The sequence below is a fragment of the Halalkalibacter alkaliphilus genome, assembly GCF_023555415.1.
Lineage (GTDB): Bacteria > Bacillota > Bacilli > Bacillales > Bacillaceae_D > Halalkalibacter > Halalkalibacter alkaliphilus.
The window spans coordinates 13534-36779 of sequence record NZ_JAKRYL010000026.1; the positions used below are offsets into that span (position 1 = coordinate 13534).

The 23246-nt window shown below is 39.2% G+C and carries 22 protein-coding genes and 1 tRNA gene; all 23 read right to left on the reverse strand.

The features are described 5' to 3' along the window. Positions 1 to 30: 30 nt before the first annotated feature. Positions 31 to 570, reverse strand: a complete 540-nt coding sequence (gene hpt / locus MF646_RS19215; RefSeq protein ID WP_250098160.1) for a hypoxanthine phosphoribosyltransferase — start codon at positions 568 to 570, stop codon at positions 31 to 33. Positions 571 to 591: 21 nt separating this feature from the next. Further along, positions 592 to 1992, reverse strand: coding sequence for a tRNA lysidine(34) synthetase TilS (gene tilS, locus MF646_RS19220; RefSeq protein WP_250098119.1), 1401 nt, complete (start codon positions 1990 to 1992; stop codon positions 592 to 594). Beyond that, on the reverse strand, positions 1973 to 2422 hold the full coding sequence (locus tag MF646_RS19225; protein ID WP_250098120.1) for a threonine/serine exporter family protein: 450 nt from the start codon (positions 2420 to 2422) through the stop codon (positions 1973 to 1975). Before MF646_RS19225 ends, tilS begins: the two co-directional genes overlap by 20 nt. A 22-nt stretch (positions 2423 to 2444) precedes the next feature. Further along, complete coding sequence (locus MF646_RS19230) at positions 2445 to 3197, reverse strand: threonine/serine exporter family protein (protein ID WP_250098121.1); 753 nt, start codon at positions 3195 to 3197, stop codon at positions 2445 to 2447. An 18-nt stretch (positions 3198 to 3215) separates the two neighbouring features. After that, positions 3216 to 4214, reverse strand: a complete 999-nt coding sequence (locus MF646_RS19235; protein ID WP_250098161.1) for a serine/threonine protein kinase — start codon at positions 4212 to 4214, stop codon at positions 3216 to 3218. Continuing rightward, positions 4180 to 4920, reverse strand: coding sequence for a VWA domain-containing protein (locus MF646_RS19240; RefSeq protein WP_250098122.1), 741 nt, complete (start codon positions 4918 to 4920; stop codon positions 4180 to 4182). Before MF646_RS19240 ends, MF646_RS19235 begins: the two co-directional genes overlap by 35 nt. Positions 4921 to 5709: 789 nt before the next feature. After that, a complete protein-coding gene (gene spoIIE, locus MF646_RS19245) occupies positions 5710 to 8217 on the reverse strand; it encodes a stage II sporulation protein E (protein WP_250098123.1) in 2508 nt (835 codons plus the stop codon). 273 nt (positions 8218 to 8490) lie between these two features. After that, positions 8491 to 8567: transfer RNA gene (locus MF646_RS19250), tRNA-Met, on the reverse strand. Positions 8568 to 8714: 147 nt separating this feature from the next. Next, entirely contained in the window at positions 8715 to 9218 is a 504-nt protein-coding gene (locus MF646_RS19255; protein ID WP_250098124.1) for a S1 domain-containing RNA-binding protein, read from the reverse strand. A 73-nt stretch (positions 9219 to 9291) separates the two neighbouring features. After that, positions 9292 to 9672: an FtsB family cell division protein gene (locus tag MF646_RS19260; RefSeq protein WP_250098125.1), complete on the reverse strand. Its 381-nt coding sequence runs from the start codon at positions 9670 to 9672 to the stop codon at positions 9292 to 9294. Between the two features lie 13 nt (positions 9673 to 9685). Then, the gene (yabQ, locus tag MF646_RS19265; protein ID WP_250098126.1) at positions 9686 to 10273 is read right to left on the reverse strand and encodes a spore cortex biosynthesis protein YabQ; all 588 of its coding nucleotides are present in this window, start codon (positions 10271 to 10273) and stop codon (positions 9686 to 9688) included. Beyond that, a complete protein-coding gene (yabP, locus tag MF646_RS19270; RefSeq protein WP_250098127.1) occupies positions 10270 to 10581 on the reverse strand; it encodes a sporulation protein YabP in 312 nt (103 codons plus the stop codon). Before yabP ends, yabQ begins: the two co-directional genes overlap by 4 nt. Positions 10582 to 10663: 82 nt before the next feature. Then, a complete protein-coding gene (locus MF646_RS19275; RefSeq protein ID WP_250098128.1) occupies positions 10664 to 10921 on the reverse strand; it encodes an RNA-binding S4 domain-containing protein in 258 nt (85 codons plus the stop codon). Positions 10922 to 10933: 12 nt separating this feature from the next. After that, positions 10934 to 12397: a bifunctional methyltransferase/pyrophosphohydrolase YabN gene (gene yabN / locus MF646_RS19280; protein WP_250098129.1), complete on the reverse strand. Its 1464-nt coding sequence runs from the start codon at positions 12395 to 12397 to the stop codon at positions 10934 to 10936. After that, positions 12394 to 13989, reverse strand: a complete 1596-nt coding sequence (locus MF646_RS19285) for a putative polysaccharide biosynthesis protein (protein ID WP_250098130.1) — start codon at positions 13987 to 13989, stop codon at positions 12394 to 12396. The genes yabN and MF646_RS19285 overlap by 4 nt, the downstream gene beginning before the upstream one ends. Positions 13990 to 14115: 126 nt before the next feature. Then, positions 14116 to 14655: a stage V sporulation protein T gene (spoVT, locus tag MF646_RS19290; protein WP_250098131.1), complete on the reverse strand. Its 540-nt coding sequence runs from the start codon at positions 14653 to 14655 to the stop codon at positions 14116 to 14118. A gap of 182 nt (positions 14656 to 14837) precedes the next feature. Then, positions 14838 to 18359 (reverse strand): transcription-repair coupling factor, encoded by a 3522-nt coding sequence (mfd, locus tag MF646_RS19295; RefSeq protein WP_250098132.1) that lies wholly within the window; start codon positions 18357 to 18359, stop codon positions 14838 to 14840. A 167-nt stretch (positions 18360 to 18526) separates the two neighbouring features. Continuing rightward, on the reverse strand, positions 18527 to 18754 hold the full coding sequence (locus MF646_RS19300; RefSeq protein ID WP_250098133.1) for an anti-sigma-F factor Fin: 228 nt from the start codon (positions 18752 to 18754) through the stop codon (positions 18527 to 18529). 69 nt (positions 18755 to 18823) lie between these two features. Beyond that, a complete protein-coding gene (gene pth / locus MF646_RS19305) occupies positions 18824 to 19381 on the reverse strand; it encodes an aminoacyl-tRNA hydrolase (RefSeq protein ID WP_250098134.1) in 558 nt (185 codons plus the stop codon). Between the two features lie 116 nt (positions 19382 to 19497). Next, positions 19498 to 20130 (reverse strand): 50S ribosomal protein L25/general stress protein Ctc, encoded by a 633-nt coding sequence (locus MF646_RS19310; protein WP_250098135.1) that lies wholly within the window; start codon positions 20128 to 20130, stop codon positions 19498 to 19500. 93 nt (positions 20131 to 20223) lie between these two features. Then, the gene (locus MF646_RS19315; protein ID WP_250098136.1) at positions 20224 to 21174 is read right to left on the reverse strand and encodes a ribose-phosphate diphosphokinase; all 951 of its coding nucleotides are present in this window, start codon (positions 21172 to 21174) and stop codon (positions 20224 to 20226) included. 89 nt (positions 21175 to 21263) lie between these two features. After that, positions 21264 to 22622 carry a bifunctional UDP-N-acetylglucosamine diphosphorylase/glucosamine-1-phosphate N-acetyltransferase GlmU gene (gene glmU / locus MF646_RS19320; RefSeq protein WP_250098137.1) on the reverse strand — a complete coding sequence of 453 codons (1359 nt, stop codon included), beginning with the start codon at positions 22620 to 22622 and terminating at the stop codon, positions 21264 to 21266. Between the two features lie 256 nt (positions 22623 to 22878). Next, positions 22879 to 23172 carry a septation regulator SpoVG gene (spoVG, locus tag MF646_RS19325; protein ID WP_034633708.1) on the reverse strand — a complete coding sequence of 98 codons (294 nt, stop codon included), beginning with the start codon at positions 23170 to 23172 and terminating at the stop codon, positions 22879 to 22881. Positions 23173 to 23246: the final 74 nt, after the last annotated feature.

Here is a 23246-nt window from a genome sequence, read left to right on the forward strand (position 1 = left end):
GTACCATAATTGTTCTTTCGTTCACAAACATTAACTCTCATAAATTTCTGGCTTTAAAACTCCTATGTAAGGCAGGTTACGATATCGTTCTGCAAAATCGAGTCCGTAGCCAACGACAAACGCATCAGGAACCGTGAATCCAGCCATATCCGGAACGAGATCAACTTTTCTTCCGTCTGGTTTATCTAATAGCGTTACTACTTTCACTGATTTGGCTTTTCGGTAGTGGAAAAGCTTCACAAGATAGCTTAGTGTTAGACCGCTATCAATAATATCTTCTAAAATGAGCACATCCCGACCTTCAACAGAAGTATCTAAATCTTTAACAATCTTCACTTCTCCTGAAGAAACCATCCCTGCTCCGTAGCTTGAAACGTCCATAAAGTCCATTTCGATGTGAGTATCAATGCGTTTTGTTAAATCTCCCATAAAAGGCATAGCACCTTTTAATACACCAATGACCAAAGGAAATCTCCCATCATATTCCTCTGTTATCTGTTTCCCTAACTCTTTACACTTTTCCTGTATTCGTTCCTCAGAAATAAGTATTTCTTTAATCTCGTCCCTTATCAATGTCAAACAAACCTCCTACTATTCATCAGATCTCTCGTTCCTATAGCTTGTTAAAACTAATACCTTTTTCGTATCGTGTCCAACATCGGCAACTTTAGACCTGTGTAAAAATGGCACCCATACAATTTGTCCTTCACCATCAATAATGATGGGCCAATGTTCCCTGTCTTGTTTCGGAACCTTCCTGTCAATAAACAGTCGTCCTACTTTTTTCGTCCCATCCATACCCCTACACGTCATGCGATCGGATGGTTTTTTACTTCGAACAAGTAAAGGCTCCGAGACAACATCATAATCCAAGATAATTTGGTTGTCCTTTTCAACTATATCCTGATCCTCTGTCACATATGACTCAATAATCCATGTTTTCGTTGAAAGACTCCCAGGAATGGGCAGCGTTTGGACTACTTGTTCAACCTCATTTGTATGATCTTTCATAAAATGACATAAATCATACTCACGTCGAATGAGGGTAGAGTCTGGGAAATGAAGATCGGCTGATGGTTTCCCATGTTGAAGCATTTCGAGCACTTGTTCAATATGTATAGACGTAATCAATGGTGAATTTTTCCCGTAAAGATAATTTAATATTAGATGAATCACCCTTCTTTGTAAAGGGAGGGCTATGTTTAGAAGAGCGATACGAGAAATTGTAACGTTTCGTTCACTTTTATTTGTAATAATAGTAGATTTCGCTTCTTCTGCTAAAGCCATTAACAAACTTTGATCATCCGTTTCCCATTCATTCTTCCTTTGTACATGGGTATGAACCATTGGGTTCTCTTCTTTTAAGAAAGGGAGGATTTCTTGTCGGAAACGATTCCTTGTATAAGCAAACGATTCGTTGCTGGAATCACGTCTTGGATGCAATGATTCTTCTATACAATATTGCTCAATTTTATCTTTAGTTATTCCTAGAAATGGACGAATTATTACACTCTGTCCAATTTTACGTTTGACTGGAATTCCATATGTAATTAAGGGGAGACTTCCTCTAACCATCCTCATAAGTACAGTCTCTACTTGGTCATCTCCATGGTGACCTGTTGCTAAAATACTATTAGGATATCGCGACAGGAGCTCTTCAAAATAAGAATAACGCAATTCTCTAGCAGCTACTTGAGTACTCATATTATTGTTACAAGCATACTCTTTTACATTTACACGTCTCTGATAGAAAGATATTCCGCGCTCATGACAGAAATGCTCAACATAGTGAGCATCTTCATCAGCCTCTTCCCCTCTGAGCTGGTGATGAACATGACAAGCAGCGACTTCAATTTGATAGTGTTCTTTATTCGACCAGAGGTAGTGAAGAAGAGCAATGGAATCTGGTCCGCCAGAAACAGCAACAATGACAAGCCTACAATCTTCAAATAGATGATGCCGTTTTATAAAATTATGGACGTCTGATTTCATAGCGCTGTCCAATCCCTCCTTTACCAATGGAGAAAATAGATAAAGCAAAAACAAGTCCTGCGGCAATTCCTCCAGCCCTAAGCATTGTTTCAATACCTAATTGCAATCCATTTAAATAGTCACCATCTACAAATGCAAGCATTGTAAAATAAGCTCTACTCCCCGGAACTAAAGGGATGATTGCTGGAATACTAAAAGTTGTAACTGGAACTCGAAACTTTTTTGCTAACAGATGGGCAACAGTAGCACAAATAAATGAAGCAACGGCTGTAGCAAAAATATCTGACATACCAAACGCCGGCAACACCGAATATATATACCAGGCTAGGGCACCAATCGCTCCAGCAATCCATAAGATGCGCTTTGGAACATTAAATATGACACCAAATGCTACTGTAGCAAAGAAACAAAATATTAATTCAATAATCATTTTTTCCTCCCGAACCCTTCGCCTATAAAAATAGAGCGATCGCTAGTGCTATGCCTGTCGCAATCGATAAAGCCGTTATGACCGCTTCAGCTCCTCGACTCACACCAGCAATAAGATCACCTGACATTAAATCTCGAACAGCATTTGTTAGTGGAATTCCAGGTACTAAAGGCATTAACGTTCCTATAATGACTTGATCTAGGTTTTCTCCAAGTCCTAGAAGAACGAGAAAAATAGCTACTGTTCCACCTAAAAATGCAGACGTGAATTCAGCAAAAAATTTAACCTTTGTATAGTCTTGAATCATAACGATGCACCAACTGGCAACAAACCCTGCGATAAACGCTGGAATTGTATCATATAAGTTTCCTCCGAACAAATAGGAAAAAGCACCACCAGCAACCCCGGAGGAAAAATGCAGGAGTATTGGAGGGTAATTCATCGGTGCTTTTGCTATTTCTTCAAGCTTTCTTAGTGCCTCATCGTCCGTAATTGTTCGACTTACAAACTCTCTAGAGACTTGGTTTACAAGGGTCACTTTATTTAAGTCTTGCAGCCTATCATCAATACGGATCATCTGCATGACATCCCCCTTGCCATCATCTTCAAATGAAAGAAAAATCCCAGTTGTCGTCACAAAACTATGGACATTTTTAAACTGTGCTGATTTTGCCATCCTCTCCAAAGTTTCTTCAACTCGATACGTTTCCGCGCCATATGTAAGCATGATTTCACCAGCAAGCAAACACATATCCATCATCCGATCGGCATTCATTTCATTTCTCCTTCATCCTCACATCATTTGTCCAAATAAGTATAGGATATAAGCTAATAGAAGAAAAGAGGAAAGCAGGAAGATTTCAACAAAGTAGGAGGATTTCTTTTCCTTTTTCTGTACACTTTGTTTTTGTGATCCTTTCGCTTGTTTTGGTTTGCTTTTCTGCTTTATTTTCTCTTTTACTGGAATATGTTTATAGCTAGAACTTTTTGAAACAGCTTTAACCATATCTTTTCTCATTTCTATAGCTGAATGATACTTTCCTTGCAGAGCCTTTAAGATTACGTCTCGATATGGGATAAGCAATGCCTTTTCGTCGATTCGTTGTTTCAGCTGTGCAAATGTTTTTTCGCCTTGCTTCTCAAACCTACTTGGATAGGCACAATTGATCATCATCATTGCTACTGCAAATAAATCATAACTCGGCTCCGCTTTACGAGAACCTTGTCCCCAATAACCCCGATCATAAAACTCCGTATATTCTTTGATTGAACGGCCAACTAGTGTTGTGCCCCCTACATCAAGCCACCTAATTCTAGCAGGAGGTCCAACGACTAAGACATTGTCTGGTTTCAAATCTCCAAATACCCAGCCAGCTGTATGCAAGCGGTCCAAGTCTCCAAGTAATTGAATCATTAAAATACCAAGCCATTCTGCCCCTTTATTTTGCATATACTCAATAAACTGAGTCCCTTTTAAATATTCCATTACATAGAATGGAAAGGTCCCCTCTGATGTAACAAAGTCATCGACATCTAGCAAAGAAGGTCCAAGAATTTGTCCTTGAACCTTCGAGAAATGTTTTAATACATTAACCTCTGATGTTATTGACATACTATCCATACCCACTTTTAAAGCAACCAAACCTTTAGCCGAATCAGCTAAGTAGACAGATCCAGTCGCTCCTGCCCCAAGAGGACGGATAATTTTATAAGGATGACTATGCCACTTCCCAACAACTTTGGCCCCAGATTGTAATTTACATACCTGATTCTTCGAGTAGCTGTTCTTCATCACCAGCCATCAAACTCCTTCTTGAGCCTGACTTCGTAAATTTCTGCAGGGCAACTTGCAAAGCAGGACCCGTTGGAGTAATCCCGCCAGAAGAAAGCTTTTGAAAGATTCCTGAGAGTGAATTAAGCTGCGGCGACCAATCAAGTAACTTATCGATATCCTTTTTCTTCCCGGGAAATGAATACAAAGCAAAGCGATTCGCTCCCATTCTCGAAGTAAGACTGATAGATAAATCAGTTAATGCTTCTTGAACCATCGGTAGTTTGTTTTTCATACTAGCACTTGTATCTACTAAAATGAGTACATCTAAATTCATCGTTTCACCAAGCTCATCTACTACTTCCATTACTTGACCTCTTTTAGCTGGGGAAAGGTCTTCCATCTCTTGGTTTCCACCAAGAATTTGCGATAGCTCCTTATTTACCACACCATGAATCGTTTGAGTCATTGCTTTTCTTGTAACCATTTGAACAGTTTGTGCTAACTGCTTTGCATAGACAACTTGACTTACCCCGCCACCTGCCATCGCAATCGCTTCTACTTCTTCTATTCCTTGTTCATTTAAGTGATTCCCATCAACGACACCAATTACATTTACAGTAATTCCTTGCTCTCTAGCAAGTGCTGCAATCGCGACTGGATCTTCACCTTGATTTGAATGACCGTCTGTTAACAGCAAAATCTGTTTTAACGTACCTTTACTCACTTTGCATCCCCTCCAAGTAGTCAGATGTTACCATCATTCACTAGCCTCAGAGGTTTTATACGTAAAGAGGAACTTTGTCGAAGAGTTTTAAGAAAAAAGGACGCCCTTCCCTTTTTTCTTAAAACTCTTGCAATGAGCGGAGCCGCCGTTGTCTCTTAAGCCTTTTGAACGGGTTTCTCAAAAGGCGCACGGCGCGCGGAGCCATTGCACATCCCTCAATCCTACTAATTCCTCCAAAAAAGACGCCCTTCCTTTTTTTCTTAAAACTCTTGCAATGAGCGGAGCCGCCGTTTTTCTTTTAAGCCTTTTGAACGGGTTTCTCAAAAGGCGCACGGCGCGCGGAGCCATTGCACATCCCTCAATCCTACTAATTCCTCCAAAAAAGACGCCCTTCCCTTTTTTCTTAAAACTCTTGCAATGAGCGGAGCCGCCGTTGTCTCTTAAGCCTTTTGAGCGGGTTTCTCAAAAGGCGCACGGCGCGCGGAGCCATTGCACATCCCTCAATCCTACTAATTCCTCCAAAAAAGACGCCCTTCCCTTTTTTCTTAAAACTCTTGCAATGAGCGGAGCCGCCGTTTTTCTTTTAAGCCTTTTGAGCGGGTTTCTCAAAAGGCGCACGGCGCGCCGAGCCATTGCACATCCCTCAATCCTACTAATTCCTCCAAAAAAGACGCCCTTCCTTTTTTTCTTAAAACTCTCCTACTAATTCCCAAAAAAGGACCCCTTTCTTGAAAATTTAATGTTAGTTAGTCAATGATGTCATCTTTTTTCAATTCAATTTTCTATTTTTTACGAAGACTTTCTTCCTCTCTTCTTTACTAGTTTTGGTGATTTATATAATGGAATCGCTGACCACTTCGGCGTGTTTCGTTTAACCTTTGCGACAATCACTGTCATATCGTCATTGATGTTCCCTTGTTCATTCCGGATTATTTTTTCTAAAATGACATCCGCCACCTCTTGTGGATCATCCGTTTTTAGTTCACTTAGTAATCGCTTCATCCACATTTCTTTATTCTCTACATGCTTAGGAGCATCGTAGATTCCATCACTCATCATGACAAGCAGATCACCAGCTTTTAACTGTTCGCTTACCACATCAACATCAAACTCTTGAATCATTCCCATCGGGAGATTGCTTGCCTCAACTTTTATTACATTGTTTCCTCGTTTAATAAAACTTGGGATTGAACCTATTTTTAAGAATCTCGTAGTCGCATCCTGCAAATCTATCATCGCTAGGTCAAGTGTCGAGAAGATCTCATCTGTCGTACGAAGCGACAAAACGGAATTTACCGATTTAATTGCGACTGTCTCTTCAATACCAGATTGAAGAACTTTTTGAAGCAATTGTAATGTTTCGTTGCTTTCTAAGTGAGCTCTCTCTCCATTGCCCATGCCATCACTGATCGCAATGGCATATTTCCCAGATCCTAACTCAATTGTTGAGTAGCAGTCACCAGATACCCATGCCCCTCCTTTAGCAACATGAGCCACCCCCGTGTCTATTACGAATTGTTTCGCAGACCCAAACGATACATGACTAAAGCCATTCGGGTAAAATCCTACCTCCTCTTTTTTTACAATGACTGTTTCACTTAACAAATCAGAAAGAATCGGTGCAATGACCTTCTCACATTGACCATGACCATTGTCAGAAGATATGCTCATTTCAATTTCAAGATTTCCTTTTTCCAAACTATATATATCAATATGCCCAATTTCTAATCCCACTTCACGAAGGGCATCTAGCATTTGCTCTTCTTGGTAATGATGAGCTGCTTTTTCTTTTTGAATTTCTTTTGCAAAGTCCCCCATCACACGAGATACACCTAGCAGTTGGTCAGCTACTAACCGACGACTTTCCATCACTTGGCGCTTAAGCTTTTGGTTTGCTTGATATTGACCATGCTCATTCCTAATTGCTTGCACGACCTTCTCAGGCTTAATACATTCCTTTTTCCACTCTTTCATAAGCACCTGATCTTTTATTTCTCCATATTCTTCTGTTTCAGTCATAATACGTTGCATAGAATCATATGTTTTATTAAAGTTCTGTACCCAGCAGCGTTCCTTTTTAAAACATGTCTGACATGTCTTTTCCGTGACGTTGCTAAGGAAAAAGTCAACGTCTCTTTCTGCATCTTCTCTATTAGACATTTGAGCAGGGGTTTGAAAGCTATTAGATAACGTTTGAAACAAAGTCGAAAATTGCTCAACTCTACCAGCCGTTAAATCTCTAATTTTTCGTAAATATTGCTGCTGCTCCTTTGAATGTTCCACTGTACCTGGAATATACCTAGCCAAATTCGTAAATACACTTTTAGGTGTTAAAAAGAAGACTAAAATTGCTGCCATCGACTCCATTAATGTGACGGACACTTGTGTTGCTCCTTCGCCGTACAAGCCTATTAATAGTGTCCCTACGAGAAGCCCAATCCCAACGCCAACTTTTTTCCCTTCTTTTAGGAGACCTCCCAACAAACCGGCGAAAGCTAGCAAACTCATTTGGTACAAGCTTGCCACACTAGCTAAACTAAGGATTAATCCTGTCACAACACCTACAGTAGAACCAATTGCGGCACCTCCTACAAAAGCAAAAGCAAGAACTAAATACCTCGCCAGAACATGTTCAACTGTCATATCATAAATGACCCACCCTACCGTACCTGTCATAACCGAAGCCAGTAAAATGATCAAACAAACAATTTCTTCATTTCTAAGTGGCTGTTTCATTTTACGAGATGTCACAATAGGAACACTCTGTAAGAAAATCATTGTTAAAATAAAACTTAGCCCCGCTTCGACAGTAGCCATCATTAAAGCATAGTTCGAAATCGTCCCCTCTAAGAAAAAGACAATTCCTAGCCGTGTTGCCATACTAGCTCCAAACACAGTATAAGGCAGTGCTTTCGTTGGATTTTGAACGTATTTGGCAACTACTTTTTGAATAAGCACATAAGCAATGATGGCCAAAATCACAAAACCAACTTGTCCATGGTATCCAGTCATTGCCCCAGCAACTAACGAAAGGGCTGCTATTGGTGCACGCTCACGTTTTAGCATATAAATAGCCGCTAAAAACGGTAGGACAAATGGCGTAAGTTCAGATAAGATCATTGCCCTCCCGAGTAAGAAACCAACAATAGCGACCATTAAACCATATTGATAAATAGCCGCTTTTGTACCAGAAGCAAGTTTTTCAGTTACTCCTTTACCAAAGCCCGTCCACTTACTCCGTAAAGTCCTTCCTTCTTCAGCGGGTTCCGTCCATTCTTTCGTCAACTTCTGAATCATCAACATCCACCACCCTAGTTTTATTCGTGTACCCATTATAAACAGATAGAAGCTTCATTTTTTGTCAAAATCGCAGGACGAATACCAAAAAACGTTCGACTTCTTTCGGCCAAAATAGGTAGCAATAGATAAAGAATCTGACATAGAAACTATTATTATGATGGATTATTGTAGTCTTTGGAGAAAGGTGAGGATAAAAAAGTAGTTCCGAGGCCACTTTTGACAAAACAAAAAAACCCGCACTCCAACGAGTACAGGTTATAATTATGTATTTGGTAGCGGCGGAGGGGATCGAACCCCCGACCTCACGGGTATGAACCGTACGCTCTAGCCAGCTGAGCTACACCGCCAAATTGTCACTAGCGACATTTATTAGTATACTAACACCTCAACCAATTGTCAATAATAAATTTCATGATTCTTACTAACATTAAAAAGAGGATGACTTAAACGTAAGCCATCCTCTACCTAGATGTCCCTCGCATTAGAGCAGCAAGTTATCCTCTACGGGCGCCTCGACCCCCGCGTTTAGATTCTGTTTGACGCTTCAATGTTGAGATGCGCTCCTCACTATCCTTTAAGAAGCGGCTCATTTTGTCTTCAAATGACAAAGACGGACGTGCTTGGTTGGGTCTTGGTCCACGACCACCTTGTGGGCGATTTCCACCTTGTGGACGGCCGCCACCTGGACGTTGTGAATTGTTGAAAGGGCGACTAGGACGGTCTGGACGCGCTGGTCGTTCAGGAGCTGCTGGTCGTTCAGGGCGATCAACTGCTTTACGAATGGAAAGTCCAATCTTGCCGTCGTTTTCAACGTTTACGACTTTAACTGTTACTTCGTCCCCAACCTTCAAAAATTCGTTAATGTCCTTAACATAATTATCAGCGACTTCACTAATGTGTACAAGGCCAGTAGAACCACCCGGCAGCTCGACAAATGCACCAAAATGAGTGATTCCTGTAACCTTACCCTGTAACTTGCTGCCTACTTCGATTGACATGAAAAAATAGATCCTCCTTAAGAAATCTGAAAATGTTCATTTTTTATATTATACCCGAATAGAAAAAAACGTGTCAATTTGACGATGATTCAGGTAATTTAAACAACGTTTCACCAGGTTTCGTTAGATAATAGTCTCTTCTTGCAATCTCAGCAATATAGTCAAGGTCATTATAGTTCTTAATGTCCTCTCGTAACCTTGCTTCCTCGAGTTGCAATTGTTTGAGTTCCTCTTCTAACGCCACTTGCTCTTGCCTTTTTTCCTCTAATGAAGAAGCTTGGGTATAGATTGACACACATGCAATACTACCTAAAGCTACAACGAATATGGCTATTACACTTAACCTACGAAAGAGACCTCTTCTCTTTCTTGCCGCCATTTCTAGTTCTTGCTCTCGTTGCTGGATATAGGATTTATCCATCTCTCTCACTCTAGACGTACGATCTGTGACCATCATTCATCACCCCTTATTCTTTCTTCTTCCTCATTGATTGGAAAAATCCCTTTATTTTACGTAAAATGGGTTCTGCTTTTTTTACTTGTTTGTGTAGCCCTGTCCATTTATAAAGAAGGAGTAACACCCATTTTATTGGTCTCCAAATGAGGCGAAGCAAGAACAACAGAACTGTCAAACAAGTTGTTAATACCATAATACATAAGGAATAGAGGAGTTTCAATAAGTACTTAACAGGGTTGATCAATAATATTGTAAAAAGTTTTATAGTTATTCGATATAATTGGATAACTTTCTCAATTGTGCGCTCAAGTAACGTTTGGTAAAAGGTTCGAAATAAAGCTTGATAGGCAGAAAACCCGCATACTAAAGCTAAAAAAATATAAAAGCGTATTTCGCCATAATTTGATTGCAGCAAGACATAAAAAACGATGAGGGCCTGTACGAGCCAAAACAATACATCATTACAAGCAACGATCCAATTGAAAGAAGGTTTTTTTCGTTTACGAGTGAATCGTCCATACGTATCAATAGCTGCACCCATATACACGCCCATTGCAGCCATTGATAACATCGTATAGAATTGCACTGTCAGCGTCACTTAAATAACTTCCCGAAAAAACCTTTTGATTTGTCTTGTTGATTTTGATCAAGGTAAATTAAATCATATACCTTCCCTTCAATGGAAACAATCCCTTGCTCGACGTTCAAGTTCTTCATATGCAAGTTTTGACCTCGTACAGATAAGAAGCCCATTACTGTTTCCAAAAGAAATTCTTCATTATCGAAACTCTCCACTTGTTTCACACCTGTAATATCTAATTGCCTTCTTCCTTTTAGGATGACATCGTGGTCGTTTGTTTGTCGTTCACGTCCCATTGGTGTACCAAATTCATAATGTTGATCCATCCAAAAATCCCTCCTCCATATGCTTTCATAGCAGTGTATGAGAAAGGGATTCAAATTAGAACAAGCTATCTCTTTTTGTTACTTATGATACCGGTGCCTCACTAATAATAGTATACATCGTAGCAGCTTCATCTTTTCTTACAACCTCACGGACATCATCAATTCGAACCGTTACAAGTTTTTGACCAAAGCGAACGACTAATTCATCTCCTGCCTTCACCGCTGAACCAGCTTTAGCTACCTGACCATTTATTGTAATTCTCCCTTGATCACACACTTCTTTTGCTAACGTACGACGTTTGATTAATCTTGAGACTTTTAAAAATTTATCTAAACGCATAGCATATTCCCCCTATTTAGAATCAAATTGTTTGGCTTCTTCCCATTTTTGATCGAGCTCTTCTAATGTCATTTCAAGAATATTTTTTCCTTCTGCCTGTAAAGCTGTCTCAATATAACCGAAACGCTTTTTAAACTTTCGATTCGTGCTTTGTAACGCATCCTCTGCATTAATCTTGTAGAACCGAGCAAGATTGACAACGACAAAAAGAATATCCCCTAGTTCTTTGTGCATTTTTTCAGGATCATTTGCTTTGATCTCAATCATGAATTCCCCAAGCTCTTCTTGAAGTTTCATCCACATCGGTGCGGCGTCATCCCAATCAAAGCCAACCTTTGCCGCTTTCTTTTGTAGCTTCTCTGCCTCCATTAAAGCAGGTAACCCTTTTGGAATTGATAATAAAATTGATTCTGCTTCTTTTCCTTTTTCCTGTTTTTTAATCTCATCCCAATTACTCACTACTTCATCTGCATTTTCAACCGTTACTTCTCCAAATACGTGAGGGTGTCTTCGAATCATCTTTTCTGTCACATTTGAAATGACATCTCGTACGGAAAAGTAGCCATTATCTTCTCCAATTTGTGAATGGAGCATAATTTGTAGAAGAACATCTCCAAGCTCTTCTACCAAATGTTCATCATCTTCCTCGTCAATAGCTTCTAACACTTCATAAACTTCTTCGACAAAGTATTTTTTTAATGACTTATGTGTTTGTTTTTGATCCCATGGGCAGCCATTCGGACCTCGTAGTGTTGCAATGACTTCACGAAGCTTGGAAAATTCCCCATACAAATCTTGCTCCTTTTGAACAGGCGGGATGTAAACAGCTGTTAAATTATTCAATGTTGTTGCACGATCTAATTCATATAACGGAACCTTTATTAGTTGTTCCTCAGAAGAACCAACAGCTGTAGCGATCGTCACTTCATAATCATCTGGAAGTCGCTCCATTAATGTTAACTTAACATCAGATGCAATCAATGCATCGTACACTTGAACAATAATAATATGGTGGTTTAGTTCAAGCTCATCTCTTCTAAGTGCAGTTCCATCAACGATTTGACAACCTTCAATTGGATCAATTTGCAAGGAGGTGTACATGGCATCTAAAAAGCTTTGTCCCCCTAAGATTTCTACTGTAACCTTTCCGTTCCTCTGTTCTTCTAACAAAAGCTGAACGGTTTTTTCTGCAACAAGAGGATGACCAGGGACCGTATATGTAATAACTTCATTTTCTTCTGCCTGTTGCATTAGCTTTTCTGTAATTGTTGCATAGACAGAATGGAACTCATCATGTTGTTCATATATATGATCAAATGATTGAAACCTAACACCTTCCTTTTCAAGTTCCGTTATAGCCGGATGATCATTGGTTCGCGTATAAACGAGCGGTTCTTTCTTAAGGTGACGATAAATCCCTAATGGCATTTGTTCAAGATCACCAGCACCTAAGCCGATAATATTAATTTTTTTCACTTCCACCTTCTCCTTTTTACAAAGCGTGCCCTTACTTTATTTAATTTGGGAATCTTATTCCACTCTTCTTCAGTGAATATAGGTAACAAAAACAAACAGCAAACGACCACGATGCCACCAACTCCCGCTGACGAAAGAGCAATAATCGTATCCATTCCTCGATCTTCCAGTGGCAGGACGATTGTTATCCCCCTTTTCCATATTGAAGTCAGAAGTCCCATCATCACTAAAACACTTCCAATACGAACATAGGGAGAAAAAGGACCAACATACAATTGTCTCTTTCTTTTTAAAGACATTACCAAATAGATAATCATCACCAACATCGCAACGACAGTTGACCAAGCTGCTCCTATTGTTCCAAAAATCGGGACAAATAAGACGTTTAATCCTAATTTTGTTACAGCACCTACTCCTACTGCAATCGCTGGTACATATGTATAATTATATCCTTGTAATACGGCGGAAAGGGTCACAAAAAACGAGCTAAGTACTATTGCAATACTAAGCACACCCAATACATCTGTGCCTGTAGTATCTGTAAAAAGCATATGATTGGTCGGCTCAATAATGATGACCAGACCTACAGTTGCAGCTCCCCCTATTAAAAACACCAAGCGGTAGGACAGATTTTGATATTTTTTTGCCATATGCATTTCATTTTCTGTGACGGCTTTTGAGAGCAAAGGAACTAACGCCAATGTTAAGGTTGTTGCTAACACCGTCCCTAACTGAATAAGAGGCTGACCACGGTCATAGACCCCTTTCGCTTTAAAGGCTGCTTCAGGTTGTACTCCACTCATTTGCAAAAGCTGGACAATTGTAAACGCATCGACAAGTTGTATGAGTACAAACATAAGCGCACTTAAACAAATAAATAAGCTATGCTTGAACATACTCCAATTCTGCTTGAAAAGATTTCGACCTTTAAGCTTGTTCGGTTGTAGGAGTTCTTTCATCCACACAGCCTTCGTTAATAAAAGCAAAGCAATGACTCCGATTAACCCGCCAAAGAAGGAACCATATGCTGCACCAGAACCAATTTGATAAGCATCAAAGCCTGCTACGACAAAAAAATATGTAAAACCTAGTATGAGCACAACCCTTACAAATTGTTCAACAATATGGGAAACTGCTGTAGGAATCAATTCCCCTTCCCCTTGATGATATCCTCGTCCAACACTTAAAAATGGCAGCAAAAAAACAACATAGCTCATTGCCCGAATTGGACTAACAAGATTCTTATCACCCATCATTTCAGCAATCATAGGAGCAAGGAAAAACAAAAATATCCAACTTAATGCTGCTACTATGAATAATGCATAAAAAAGTAAGCTCGTTATCTTTCTCGCTTCTTCTTTCTTCCCAACTGCCAATAATTCTGCTCGATGCTTTGATAAAACAATAGGAAAACCATACATCGAAAGTGTTATGATAATCCCATAAAGAGGGTAGACTTGTTGATAGACATAATAGCCCATGTCACCAGATAAGTTTTGATACGGAATCCGGTAAGCAGCACTAAGTATTTTAGCAAGCAATGCGGCAGCCGAAAGGATGGCTACCCCTTGTAATAAATCTTTATTTCTCACATGATTCTCACCTTTCTCTCCATCATCTTATCATAACAAAGACAAATTTTGTAATGTGTCAATAGCTCCTTTACTGCAATAAAAAGCCCGTCCTCCAAAAGAAGACGAGCTTTAACCAATTTTAATTTATTGTTCCATTTGTCTAGCTAAAAAGCTTGCTGCCGTTTCTGCGAGCTTCTGTTCAATTGTGCCCGAAAGCTCCTGCTCTTTACTAAAAATCACAACAGCACCAATTGGATCCCCATTCGCAATAATAGGTGTAACTACATAGCCTTTTAATTCATCCGTGTGGTCACCAACGAGATTATGTTCTCCTGCTGTCGTTTCCACCTTCGTTTTTCTTTCATCCATAACTTTTTCAACAATTTCACCGATGCCTTTATTGGCATACTCTTTTTTCGATGCTCCTGCAACCGCAATAAAAGTATCGCGGTCAGCAATAAGCACATATTGATTTAAACTATCATAAAGTGCTTCCGCATACTCCTTGGCAAAATCACCCAACTCCGAAATAGGCGAATACTTCTTCAAAATCACTTCGCCATCACGATCAACGAAAATCTCGAGAGGATCTCCTTCTCGGATTCGAAGTGTTCTCCTGATTTCTTTCGGGATAACAACCCGTCCTAAATCATCAATACGACGTACGATACCTGTAGCTTTCATACTGTATTGCCTCACTTTCTAATGATGTATTCACTTGATGGTAAGTGGTAAGAAAATAACCATTTCTTTTCTTATCACTAGTATCTTTCGTAAAAAAAGAACTATTCACCAATTCATGAATTTGTTTGATAGGCTAAATAACCCACCTATTCCATTATCTAGAAAAACGAGGCAAATACTTGTTACTTTTTCGCGTCTTGAAGCCCCTGAAGTAACTTTTCAATAAAGAGCAACACTTGCTCATCACTTAAAGATTTTGTTTTAATCACAAATTTTATTTTATCTCCTGCTGTACCTAAAACAATTTCTCGCCCTAATTTATGAGATACTTCAAACAGTTTCGCCCCATCCATATTTTTAGAGGTCTCTTCTGATAAAATCATTTCAATTTGATCTTTTGTTTCTGTAATTTGTTCAACTTTTTCTTCATTAGCGATTAATTTGATATGTGTTAAACGAAGAAGGAAGTCCACTTGCGTAGGATATTCACCAAAACGGTCGAACATCTCGTCTTTCAAGTCAGTTAAATCACTAGCTGATTCCGCACCTTTGAATCTCTTATACATTTCAATTTTTTGTTTCGCATCTTGGATATATGACTCCGGAATGTAAGCATCAATTTTGACATCAAGGTCAACTTGGAAAGGAGGCTCCTTCGGCTTATCCCCTTTTCGTTCTTCAATCGCATCTTTTAGCATTTGTGAATAGAGATCAAATCCGACCGACTCGATAAATCCGTGCTGTTGAGCACCTAAGAGATTTCCTGCACCTCGAATCGTTAAATCACGCATCGCAATTTTGAAACCAGAACCAAGCTCTGTAAACTCTTTAATTGCTTGCAATCGTTTTTCTGCTACTTCCGTTAGTACTTTATCGCGTTGATACGTGAAGTATGCATACGCAACTCGATTCGAACGACCGACTCGTCCTCGAATTTGATAAAGCTGGGATAGTCCCATTTTATCAGCGTCATAAATAATTAACGTATTTACATTTGGAATATCGACGCCTGTCTCAATAATGGTTGTTGTCACTAACACATCACTATTTCCTTCTAAAAATTCAAGCATAATCGTTTCTAGTTCACGCTCATTCATTTGCCCATGAGCATAACTAATTCGAGCATCAGGAACGAGCATGCCTAATTGTTCTGTCATTCGCTCAATATCATCTACACGGTTATAAAGAAAATAAATTTGCCCACCTCGGCTCATTTCACGTTCAATAGCTTCACGAATTAATGCAGCATTATATTCGACAACATACGTTTGAACAGGGAAACGATTTTCAGGCGGCGTTTCAATGACAGACAGATCACGCACGCCAAGCATTGACATATGCAACGTTCTTGGTATCGGAGTTGCTGTCAATGTAAGAACATCAATATTTGCTTTTAACTGTTTAATTTTTTCTTTGTGAGTTACTCCAAAACGCTGCTCTTCATCGACAATCAGTAAACCTAAATCTTTAAACACAACATCTTTTGACAAAAGGCGGTGGGTCCCAACGATCAAATCAACTGATCCAGCCTTTACTCCTTTTAATGTTTCTGTTTGTTCTTTTTTAGAACGGAACCTACTTAATACACCAATATTAATCGGAAAGTCCGAGAACCTTTCTTTGATTGTTTCATAATGCTGTTGGGCCAAAATGGTTGTTGGTACTAAAATAGCTACTTGTTTCCCATCCATAATTGCTTTAAAAGCAGCACGAATAGCAACTTCCGTCTTACCATAGCCGACATCTCCACATAACAGTCGATCCATTGGGCGGGTTTTTTCCATATCTTCTTTAATTTCTGATATAGCACGAATTTGGTCTTCCGTTTCTTGATATGGAAAAGATGATTCAAATTCAGCCTGTTCATTGTTATCTTCTGAGAATGCAAACCCAACACTTGCTTCACGTTCTGCATAAAGCTTAATCAAATCATCAGCAATGTCTTCTACCGATGACTGAACCTTTTTCTTTACCTTTTTCCAATCATTTCCACCAAGGGCGTATATTTTGGGATCTTTCTCTTCTGAGCCAACATACTTTTGAACTTGATCAATTTGCTCGACAGGGACGTAGAGCTTGTCATTTCCTGCATAACGTAAATGAAGATAGTCTTTATGCAAGCCATTGATTTCAAGCGTTTCAACACCAAGATATTTTCCAATTCCGTGATTCGTATGAACGATTAAATCGCCAACCTTAAGCTCAGAGTAACTCTTGATTCTCTCAGCGTTAGAGATAGCTTGCTTGCGTTGTGGCCTTTTTGACTGCTTTTTAGCAAACACTTCTTCCTCAGTAATAACGACGAGCTTACTTGATGGAAGTTCAAACCCTGATTGCAAGCTACCGACAACAATCTGTACTCTGCCACCAACTAGCTCGGTAGCCTGTTCAATAATTCTTGTATCGATTCCCTCATCTTCTAAGTTCAGCGAAAGCCTGTTAGCACGTTCCTTGGAAGCAGCAAGAAATACAACAGCTTGATTGCCTTTAAGCCATCTGTTGACTTCAGATACAAGAAGCTCCATTTGACCGTGAAATTGTTGCATCGATTTACATGAAATCGTCATCACATTTTCTGGATTTGTTGCTGCCACGTGCTTTAGGAAAAGGGACAAATAGACAATCGATAAAGGAGATTGTTTAAGCACTTCAAAAATCGGAACAGACATCGAGACATCATGAACAATTTCTCCTTGCTCAAGCAATGCCGTGTTCCATTCCGCTTCTTCCTTCTCTAAATTATCAGAAATCTCTTTAACCCTTGAAATCTCATCCATGACAACAACCGTATCACCCGAAACATACGATAAAAGTGAATGCTGCCCTTCATAATATAGTGACATATATTTATACATTCCTTGAAACGTGGATCCTTGTTTCAGTTGTCCAATTTCATAAGAAATATGTTGTGATAATTTTTCTTTCGTTTCTTTCGCCTTCACTTTTTTCAAAGTCGTTGTTAGGCCTTCTGATAAACGGTTTGCTGCTTGTTGATAATGCTCTTTATGTAAGAGAACTTCTTGAGCAGGTCCGATAATGATATTCTTTCGTTCTTCTTTTGAGCGCTGATTATCCACTTCAAACGTTCGAATGGAATCAACTTCTGTGTCAAACAACTCAATTCTTATTGGGTCTGATTCCGTTAATGGATACAGATCAATAATGCCTCCACGCACACTCACTTCTCCCGGCGCAGCGACCATATCTACTCGTTGAAAACCCATCATAACAAGCTTTTCTAGCAATGAAGAAATATCACCTATATCTGTTCCAACTTCAATAGCAATTTGACAGTCTCTCCACAATTGCGCTGGTGGAAGTTGTCGTCTCACTCCTGCTAATGGGGCAATAATAACCCCTTGAAATGATTGAGTGAGCTTATTTAATACATCAATTCTTTGCGCCTTCATTTCTGGACTTGCTATCGCAATTTCAGCAGAAATTAATTCATTAACTGGATATAACAAAACTTCCTCTTCCGATAGAAGTCCTACTAAATCTTCATAAAGCTTTTGTGCTTGAAACAAATTGTGAGTAACAACTAGCATCGATCTTTTCGTTTCTAAGTAGATCGATGACATAAACAACGTTCTCGCCGATCCTGTTAAACCTGAAATAAGTTGTTCTTTCATATTTGCTTCTAAACTATCTGAAACCGCTTTTATCTCATCGTTAGTACGTAAATATTGTTGCAATCCTGACATGATGTTCCCCCTGTTAATTCTTCACCTTCAGTATTATATATAGCTCAATTCCTCTTACCTACTATATTCTTACTCTCTTTTCTCTATTCTTTCTTCATGACTAGAATCCTGCATGACATAACAGAAAAACGCTTTGGTTAATAACCAAAGCTTTGTTAATCCTTAAATTATTGAATAAGATGATCCAACTCATATAGGTCTGGGTTTCTCGTTAACGCTTCATGACAATCCTCACAGATTGCATTTACATGCATATCTCCATTTGAATGATATGATACCATATCTGTTCGTTCGTCGTTTGTTAAATGATTGAAACCTAATGACTCAGACTGCATTTGCTGATCAATTGCGCCAAGATTTGTCTTACAATGACGGCATTGATAATGGATAGTCAAGGCAAAAGCCTCCTTTTGCTATATTAAGTACCCATTATTATTAACAGCAAAAAGTCTCTCTATACGATTTTAATTAAATTCGTTCATAACTTCAAGGAAAGTCTTTGTCGTCCATGCTTCAACCGCTTTTGAAGAGTGGATTATGGCTTGTTCAACATGCTCTCGTTCTTCTGGTCGATACGTACCTAGAACATAATTCACAATGGATTCTCCATTTTGCGGGCGGTCTACTCCGACTCGAATACGTTTAAATTCTGGCGTCCCCAAATGTTGAATTAGTGATTTAATTCCATTATGACCACCAGCACTTCCTTTTTGACGTAGTCTGATTTTCCCTACTGGTAAATCCATATCATCATAGATAATTAGGACGTCTTCTACATCGATATTAAAATAGTCCATTAATGGCCGAACACTTTCTCCTGACAAATTCATATATGTAAGTGGTTTTAGAAGAATAACTTTCTCACCATTGATCATCCCTTTTCCAAATACACCTTTAAACTTTGATTGATCTAACTCTATTCCCACTTGCTTCGCACAATAGTCAATACAATCAAAACCGACATTGTGACGAGTTCCGGCATATTTAGGTCCTGGATTCCCTAAGCCAACAACTAGTTTCACTTCAACATCCCCTTGAACTTTATTTCTACTGTAGTATGGTTCTCCAATTGGATCTTAATTCCTCTATAAAAAGGTGTCCCAAAAGGCATATCATACCTTTTGAGACACCTTTGTCCTTATTCTTCTTCAGACTTACCTTCTTCAGCTTCCTCTGCCTCTTCAGCCTGCTCTTTTGGAGCCTGGCCATTTTCTTGTTCAGCAGCTTGTGGCTGTACCGTAACAATCGTTTCTTCATCTTCACTCGTTATATCAACGGAGACTTGTGAACGAATGTCTGCTACTTGAATAGAATCACCAATATTTAGACTAGACACATCGACTGTGATCTCTTCTGGAATATCAGCAGGTAAACATCTCACACCTACTTCATACAATAAGTGTGAAACCATTCCTCCCTCTTTTTCTCCAGGAGCTTCACCCGTCAATCTTACTGGAACATTTGCATCAATTTCAGATGTCATGTCTACTTCAAAGAAATCAATATGTGTATATTCATTTTTTAGAGGATCAATTTGAATGTCATGAATCATGACTTGATGCTTCTTTTTGCCTGTTACATCTAACGAGAACAATCCATTCTTCCCTACTTCTCTAACTGTTTTGAGTAGATCAACACTCATGACAGCAACTGGTTGACTTTCGATTTTGTTACCATACAAGATAGCAGGAACATACCCTTCTTTGCGAATCTTTCTCGTAGCTGACCCTCTAAGGTCATCTCTTGGATTTGCCTGTAAAACAGTTGCCATAGTAATCACCTCAAATTAGATTTAAATCCTCTATATCATATGTTCCCTTAAAAAGAGTATTTAAACCTTTTTTTAGCAATTTACCCGGCTAACTTAATCAAATAATGTACTTACAGACGCATGTTCATGCACACGGATAATCGCTTCACCCATTAGCGCTGCAACAGAAAGCTCAGTTACTTTTTCGCTCTTCTTCTCATCTTCTAAAACAATAGAGTTTGTTACGACAAGCTCTTTAATTTTGGAATTGTTAATGCGCTCCATAGCCGGACCTGACAATACTGGATGCGTACAGCACGCATACACTTCTTTTGCACCATGCTCGACTAATGCATTAGCCGCAAGTGTAATCGTACCAGCTGTATCAATAATGTCATCAATGATGATCGCTGTTTTCCCTTCAATGTTTCCGACAATATTCATAACTTCAGAAACATTCGGCTTTGGTCTGCGTTTATCAATAATGGCAATTGGAGCTTTTAAGCGATCAGCCATTTTACGAGCACGTACTACCCCACCATGATCTGGGGAAACAATGACAATATCATCAAGTTGTTTTTCAGAAAAATAGTCAGCTAAAATCGGTACACCCATTAACTGATCTACAGGGATGTCAAAGAATCCTTGAATTTGGGTAGCGTGTAAGTCAAGAGTAAGAACTCTTGTTGCACCAGCTGTTGTAATAAGGTTTGCCACAAGCTTAGCTGTGATCGGTTCACGAGCACGTGCTTTTCGGTCTTGACGAGCATAACCATAGTAAGGCAATACAACATTAATTGTTCGTGCTGAAGCTCTCTTCAGCGCATCAATCATAATCAAAAGTTCCATGATATGTTCGTTAGCCGGAGCAGAAGTAGATTGAATAAGATAGACATCACAACCACGAATACTCTCTTCGATGTTAATCTGTACTTCCCCATCACTAAAACGAGTAACAGAACTTTTTCCCATAGGTACACCTATATGTTCAGTTATCTCATGCGCAAGACCTTTGTTTGAATTTAACGTAAAAACCTTTAAGCTAGGATCGCCATATTTAGCCACTATATTTTCCCTCCGGTATTCTAATTAACCTTATAATTTTTAATTTTATATTTACTCAAAATTGAAGATGCAAAGAAAATCTAAAAGCATTACTTCTTCAAATAATCGCTTTTATTTGTTTGTCTAGCCCGAGCAATAGAAAGAGATTGACTTGGAACGTCATCCGTAATCGTTGAACCCGCTGCTACTAATGCATCTTTCCCAACTGTTACAGGTGCAATTAAATTAGCGTTACAGCCAATGAAAGCCCCATCTTCAATCACTGTCTTAAACTTATTCTTGCCATCGTAATTGACCGTTACTGCGCCACAGCTAAAGTTCACATCTTTGCCCACTTTTGCATCACCAATATAACTTAAGTGTGAAGCTTTACTCCCTTGACCCATTACCGATTTTTTCACTTCAACAAAATTTCCAATCCGAACATCATCGGAAATTGTCGAGTCAGGTCTGATGTGTGCAAACGGTCCAATAGTAACATTGTTTCCAACTTCACTATTATACACTACAGATTGGCGAATGTTCGTACCATTACCAATTGTACTGTCTTTAATCTCTGTATTCGGACCAATGATGCATTCATCACCAATTGTTGTTGTACCTAAAATAACTGTTCCAGGATTAAGAACAGTATCCTGACCAATGGAAGCTTCTGTTGAGATATAAGTATTATTTGGATCAATAATGGTTACACCTTGCTTCATCCAATGATTATTTATTCGACGTTTCATAATTACTTCCGCTTCAGCTAAAGCCACTCTGTCATTTACACCAAGTGTTTCATTAAAAGAAGGCGTTTGGTATGCCGAGATCGTCTCTCCACCTTTTTGGAGGATCTCAATGACGTCAGGAAGATAATACTCTCCTTGAACATTATCATTTCCAACTTTTTTAAGAGCTTCAAACAGTGCTACATTATCAAAGCAATACGTTCCTGTATTAATTTCCGTTACGCCTCGCTCTTCTTCTGTTGCATCTTTATGTTCGACAATACGTTCAACAAGACCCTCTTTATTACGAATCACTCTGCCGTATCCTGTAGGATCAGAAGCGACAGCTGTTAAAATTGTTGCCTTAGCTTTTTCTTTATCATGGCGTTTAAGTAATTGATCAATCGTTTCTGCCGTCAACAGTGGCGTATCACCACATAGTACAACTGTCGTACCTTCCTTGCCTTCTAACATACTCGCTGCCTGCATGACTGCATGACCTGTGCCTAATTGCTCCTCTTGAACAGCATAGGAGACCTCTTCTCCTAATTGTTGTTGAACAACTTCCGCACCAAACCCAACAACAGCAACTTTCTCCTCAAATCCTAAGCTAGAAACTTGATCAACAACATGTTGAACCATTGGCTTTCCACAGACAGGATGAAGCACCTTATATAATTTCGACTTCATTCTTGTTCCTTGACCAGCTGCTAATATAACCGCATAACGATTGCTCATAATTCCCCTCCAGGTGTTGCGTTTTCCATTACGAATATATCTCAAAAACGCGGTCTTTTCAAGGAAATATCAGTTTCATGAGCAATGACAATAATTTTGTCACTTCTTTTTTTAAAAAATAAAAAGAATGTCACCTCCAAATGGAGGCACTGAAAATGGGGAAAATCAACCTTTCCAAGCGGAGCTTACGTTTAAAAACAGAGCTTTGCAATTAGTTTCGACAAAAAAAGAGCCCTATTTAGGACTCTTTCTGTTTTTATGAAGCTCCAGCTTCTTCAAATTCAATTTCTTCGTATTCTCCTGCTTTGTCATACTCTGTTAGGACGGCTGTTTGGATTTTCTCTCTCGTTTGTGAAGAGATTGGGTGTGCGATGTCGCGAAATTCACCATCTGGAGTTCTCTTACTTGGCATTGCTACAAATAACCCGTTATTACCATCGATTACGCGAATATCATGCACCACAAACTCATGGTCAATCGTTATCGAAGCTATTGCCCGCATACGGCCTTCCGTATTTACTCGACGCAATCTCACATCTGTTACCTGCATTGTTGGCCACCACCTAATATTTGTTTATTCTTACTTACACAATTCTCTATAAATTTTGGAATTCCTTCTTTAGA

What these genes read in the sequence shown, in the direction of transcription:
- tilS (WP_250098119.1), bottom strand. Translation starts at nt 1,992, where the DNA reads ATGAAATCAGACGTCCATAATTTTATAAAACGGCATCATCTATTTGAA.
- MF646_RS19225 (WP_250098120.1), bottom strand. Translation starts at nt 2,422, where the DNA reads ATGATTATTGAATTAATATTTTGTTTCTTTGCTACAGTAGCATTTGGT.
- MF646_RS19230 (WP_250098121.1), bottom strand. Translation starts at nt 3,197, where the DNA reads ATGAATGCCGATCGGATGATGGATATGTGTTTGCTTGCTGGTGAAATC.
- MF646_RS19235 (WP_250098161.1), bottom strand. Translation starts at nt 4,214, where the DNA reads ATGAAGAACAGCTACTCGAAGAATCAGGTATGTAAATTACAATCTGGG.
- spoIIE (WP_250098123.1), bottom strand. Translation starts at nt 8,217, where the DNA reads ATGATTCAGAAGTTGACGAAAGAATGGACGGAACCCGCTGAAGAAGGA.
- MF646_RS19255 (WP_250098124.1), bottom strand. Translation starts at nt 9,218, where the DNA reads ATGTCAATCGAAGTAGGCAGCAAGTTACAGGGTAAGGTTACAGGAATC.
- MF646_RS19260 (WP_250098125.1), bottom strand. Translation starts at nt 9,672, where the DNA reads ATGGTCACAGATCGTACGTCTAGAGTGAGAGAGATGGATAAATCCTAT.
- yabP (WP_250098127.1), bottom strand. Translation starts at nt 10,581, where the DNA reads ATGGATCAACATTATGAATTTGGTACACCAATGGGACGTGAACGACAA.
- MF646_RS19275 (WP_250098128.1), bottom strand. Translation starts at nt 10,921, where the DNA reads ATGCGTTTAGATAAATTTTTAAAAGTCTCAAGATTAATCAAACGTCGT.
- spoVT (WP_250098131.1), bottom strand. Translation starts at nt 14,655, where the DNA reads ATGAAAGCTACAGGTATCGTACGTCGTATTGATGATTTAGGACGGGTT.
- mfd (WP_250098132.1), bottom strand. Translation starts at nt 18,359, where the DNA reads ATGTCAGGATTGCAACAATATTTACGTACTAACGATGAGATAAAAGCG.
- MF646_RS19310 (WP_250098135.1), bottom strand. Translation starts at nt 20,130, where the DNA reads ATGGCAACTGTTTTACAGGCAAATCCAAGAGATGACCTTAGAGGGTCA.
- glmU (WP_250098137.1), bottom strand. Translation starts at nt 22,622, where the DNA reads ATGAGCAATCGTTATGCGGTTATATTAGCAGCTGGTCAAGGAACAAGA.
- spoVG (WP_034633708.1), bottom strand. Translation starts at nt 23,172, where the DNA reads ATGCAGGTAACAGATGTGAGATTGCGTCGAGTAAATACGGAAGGCCGT.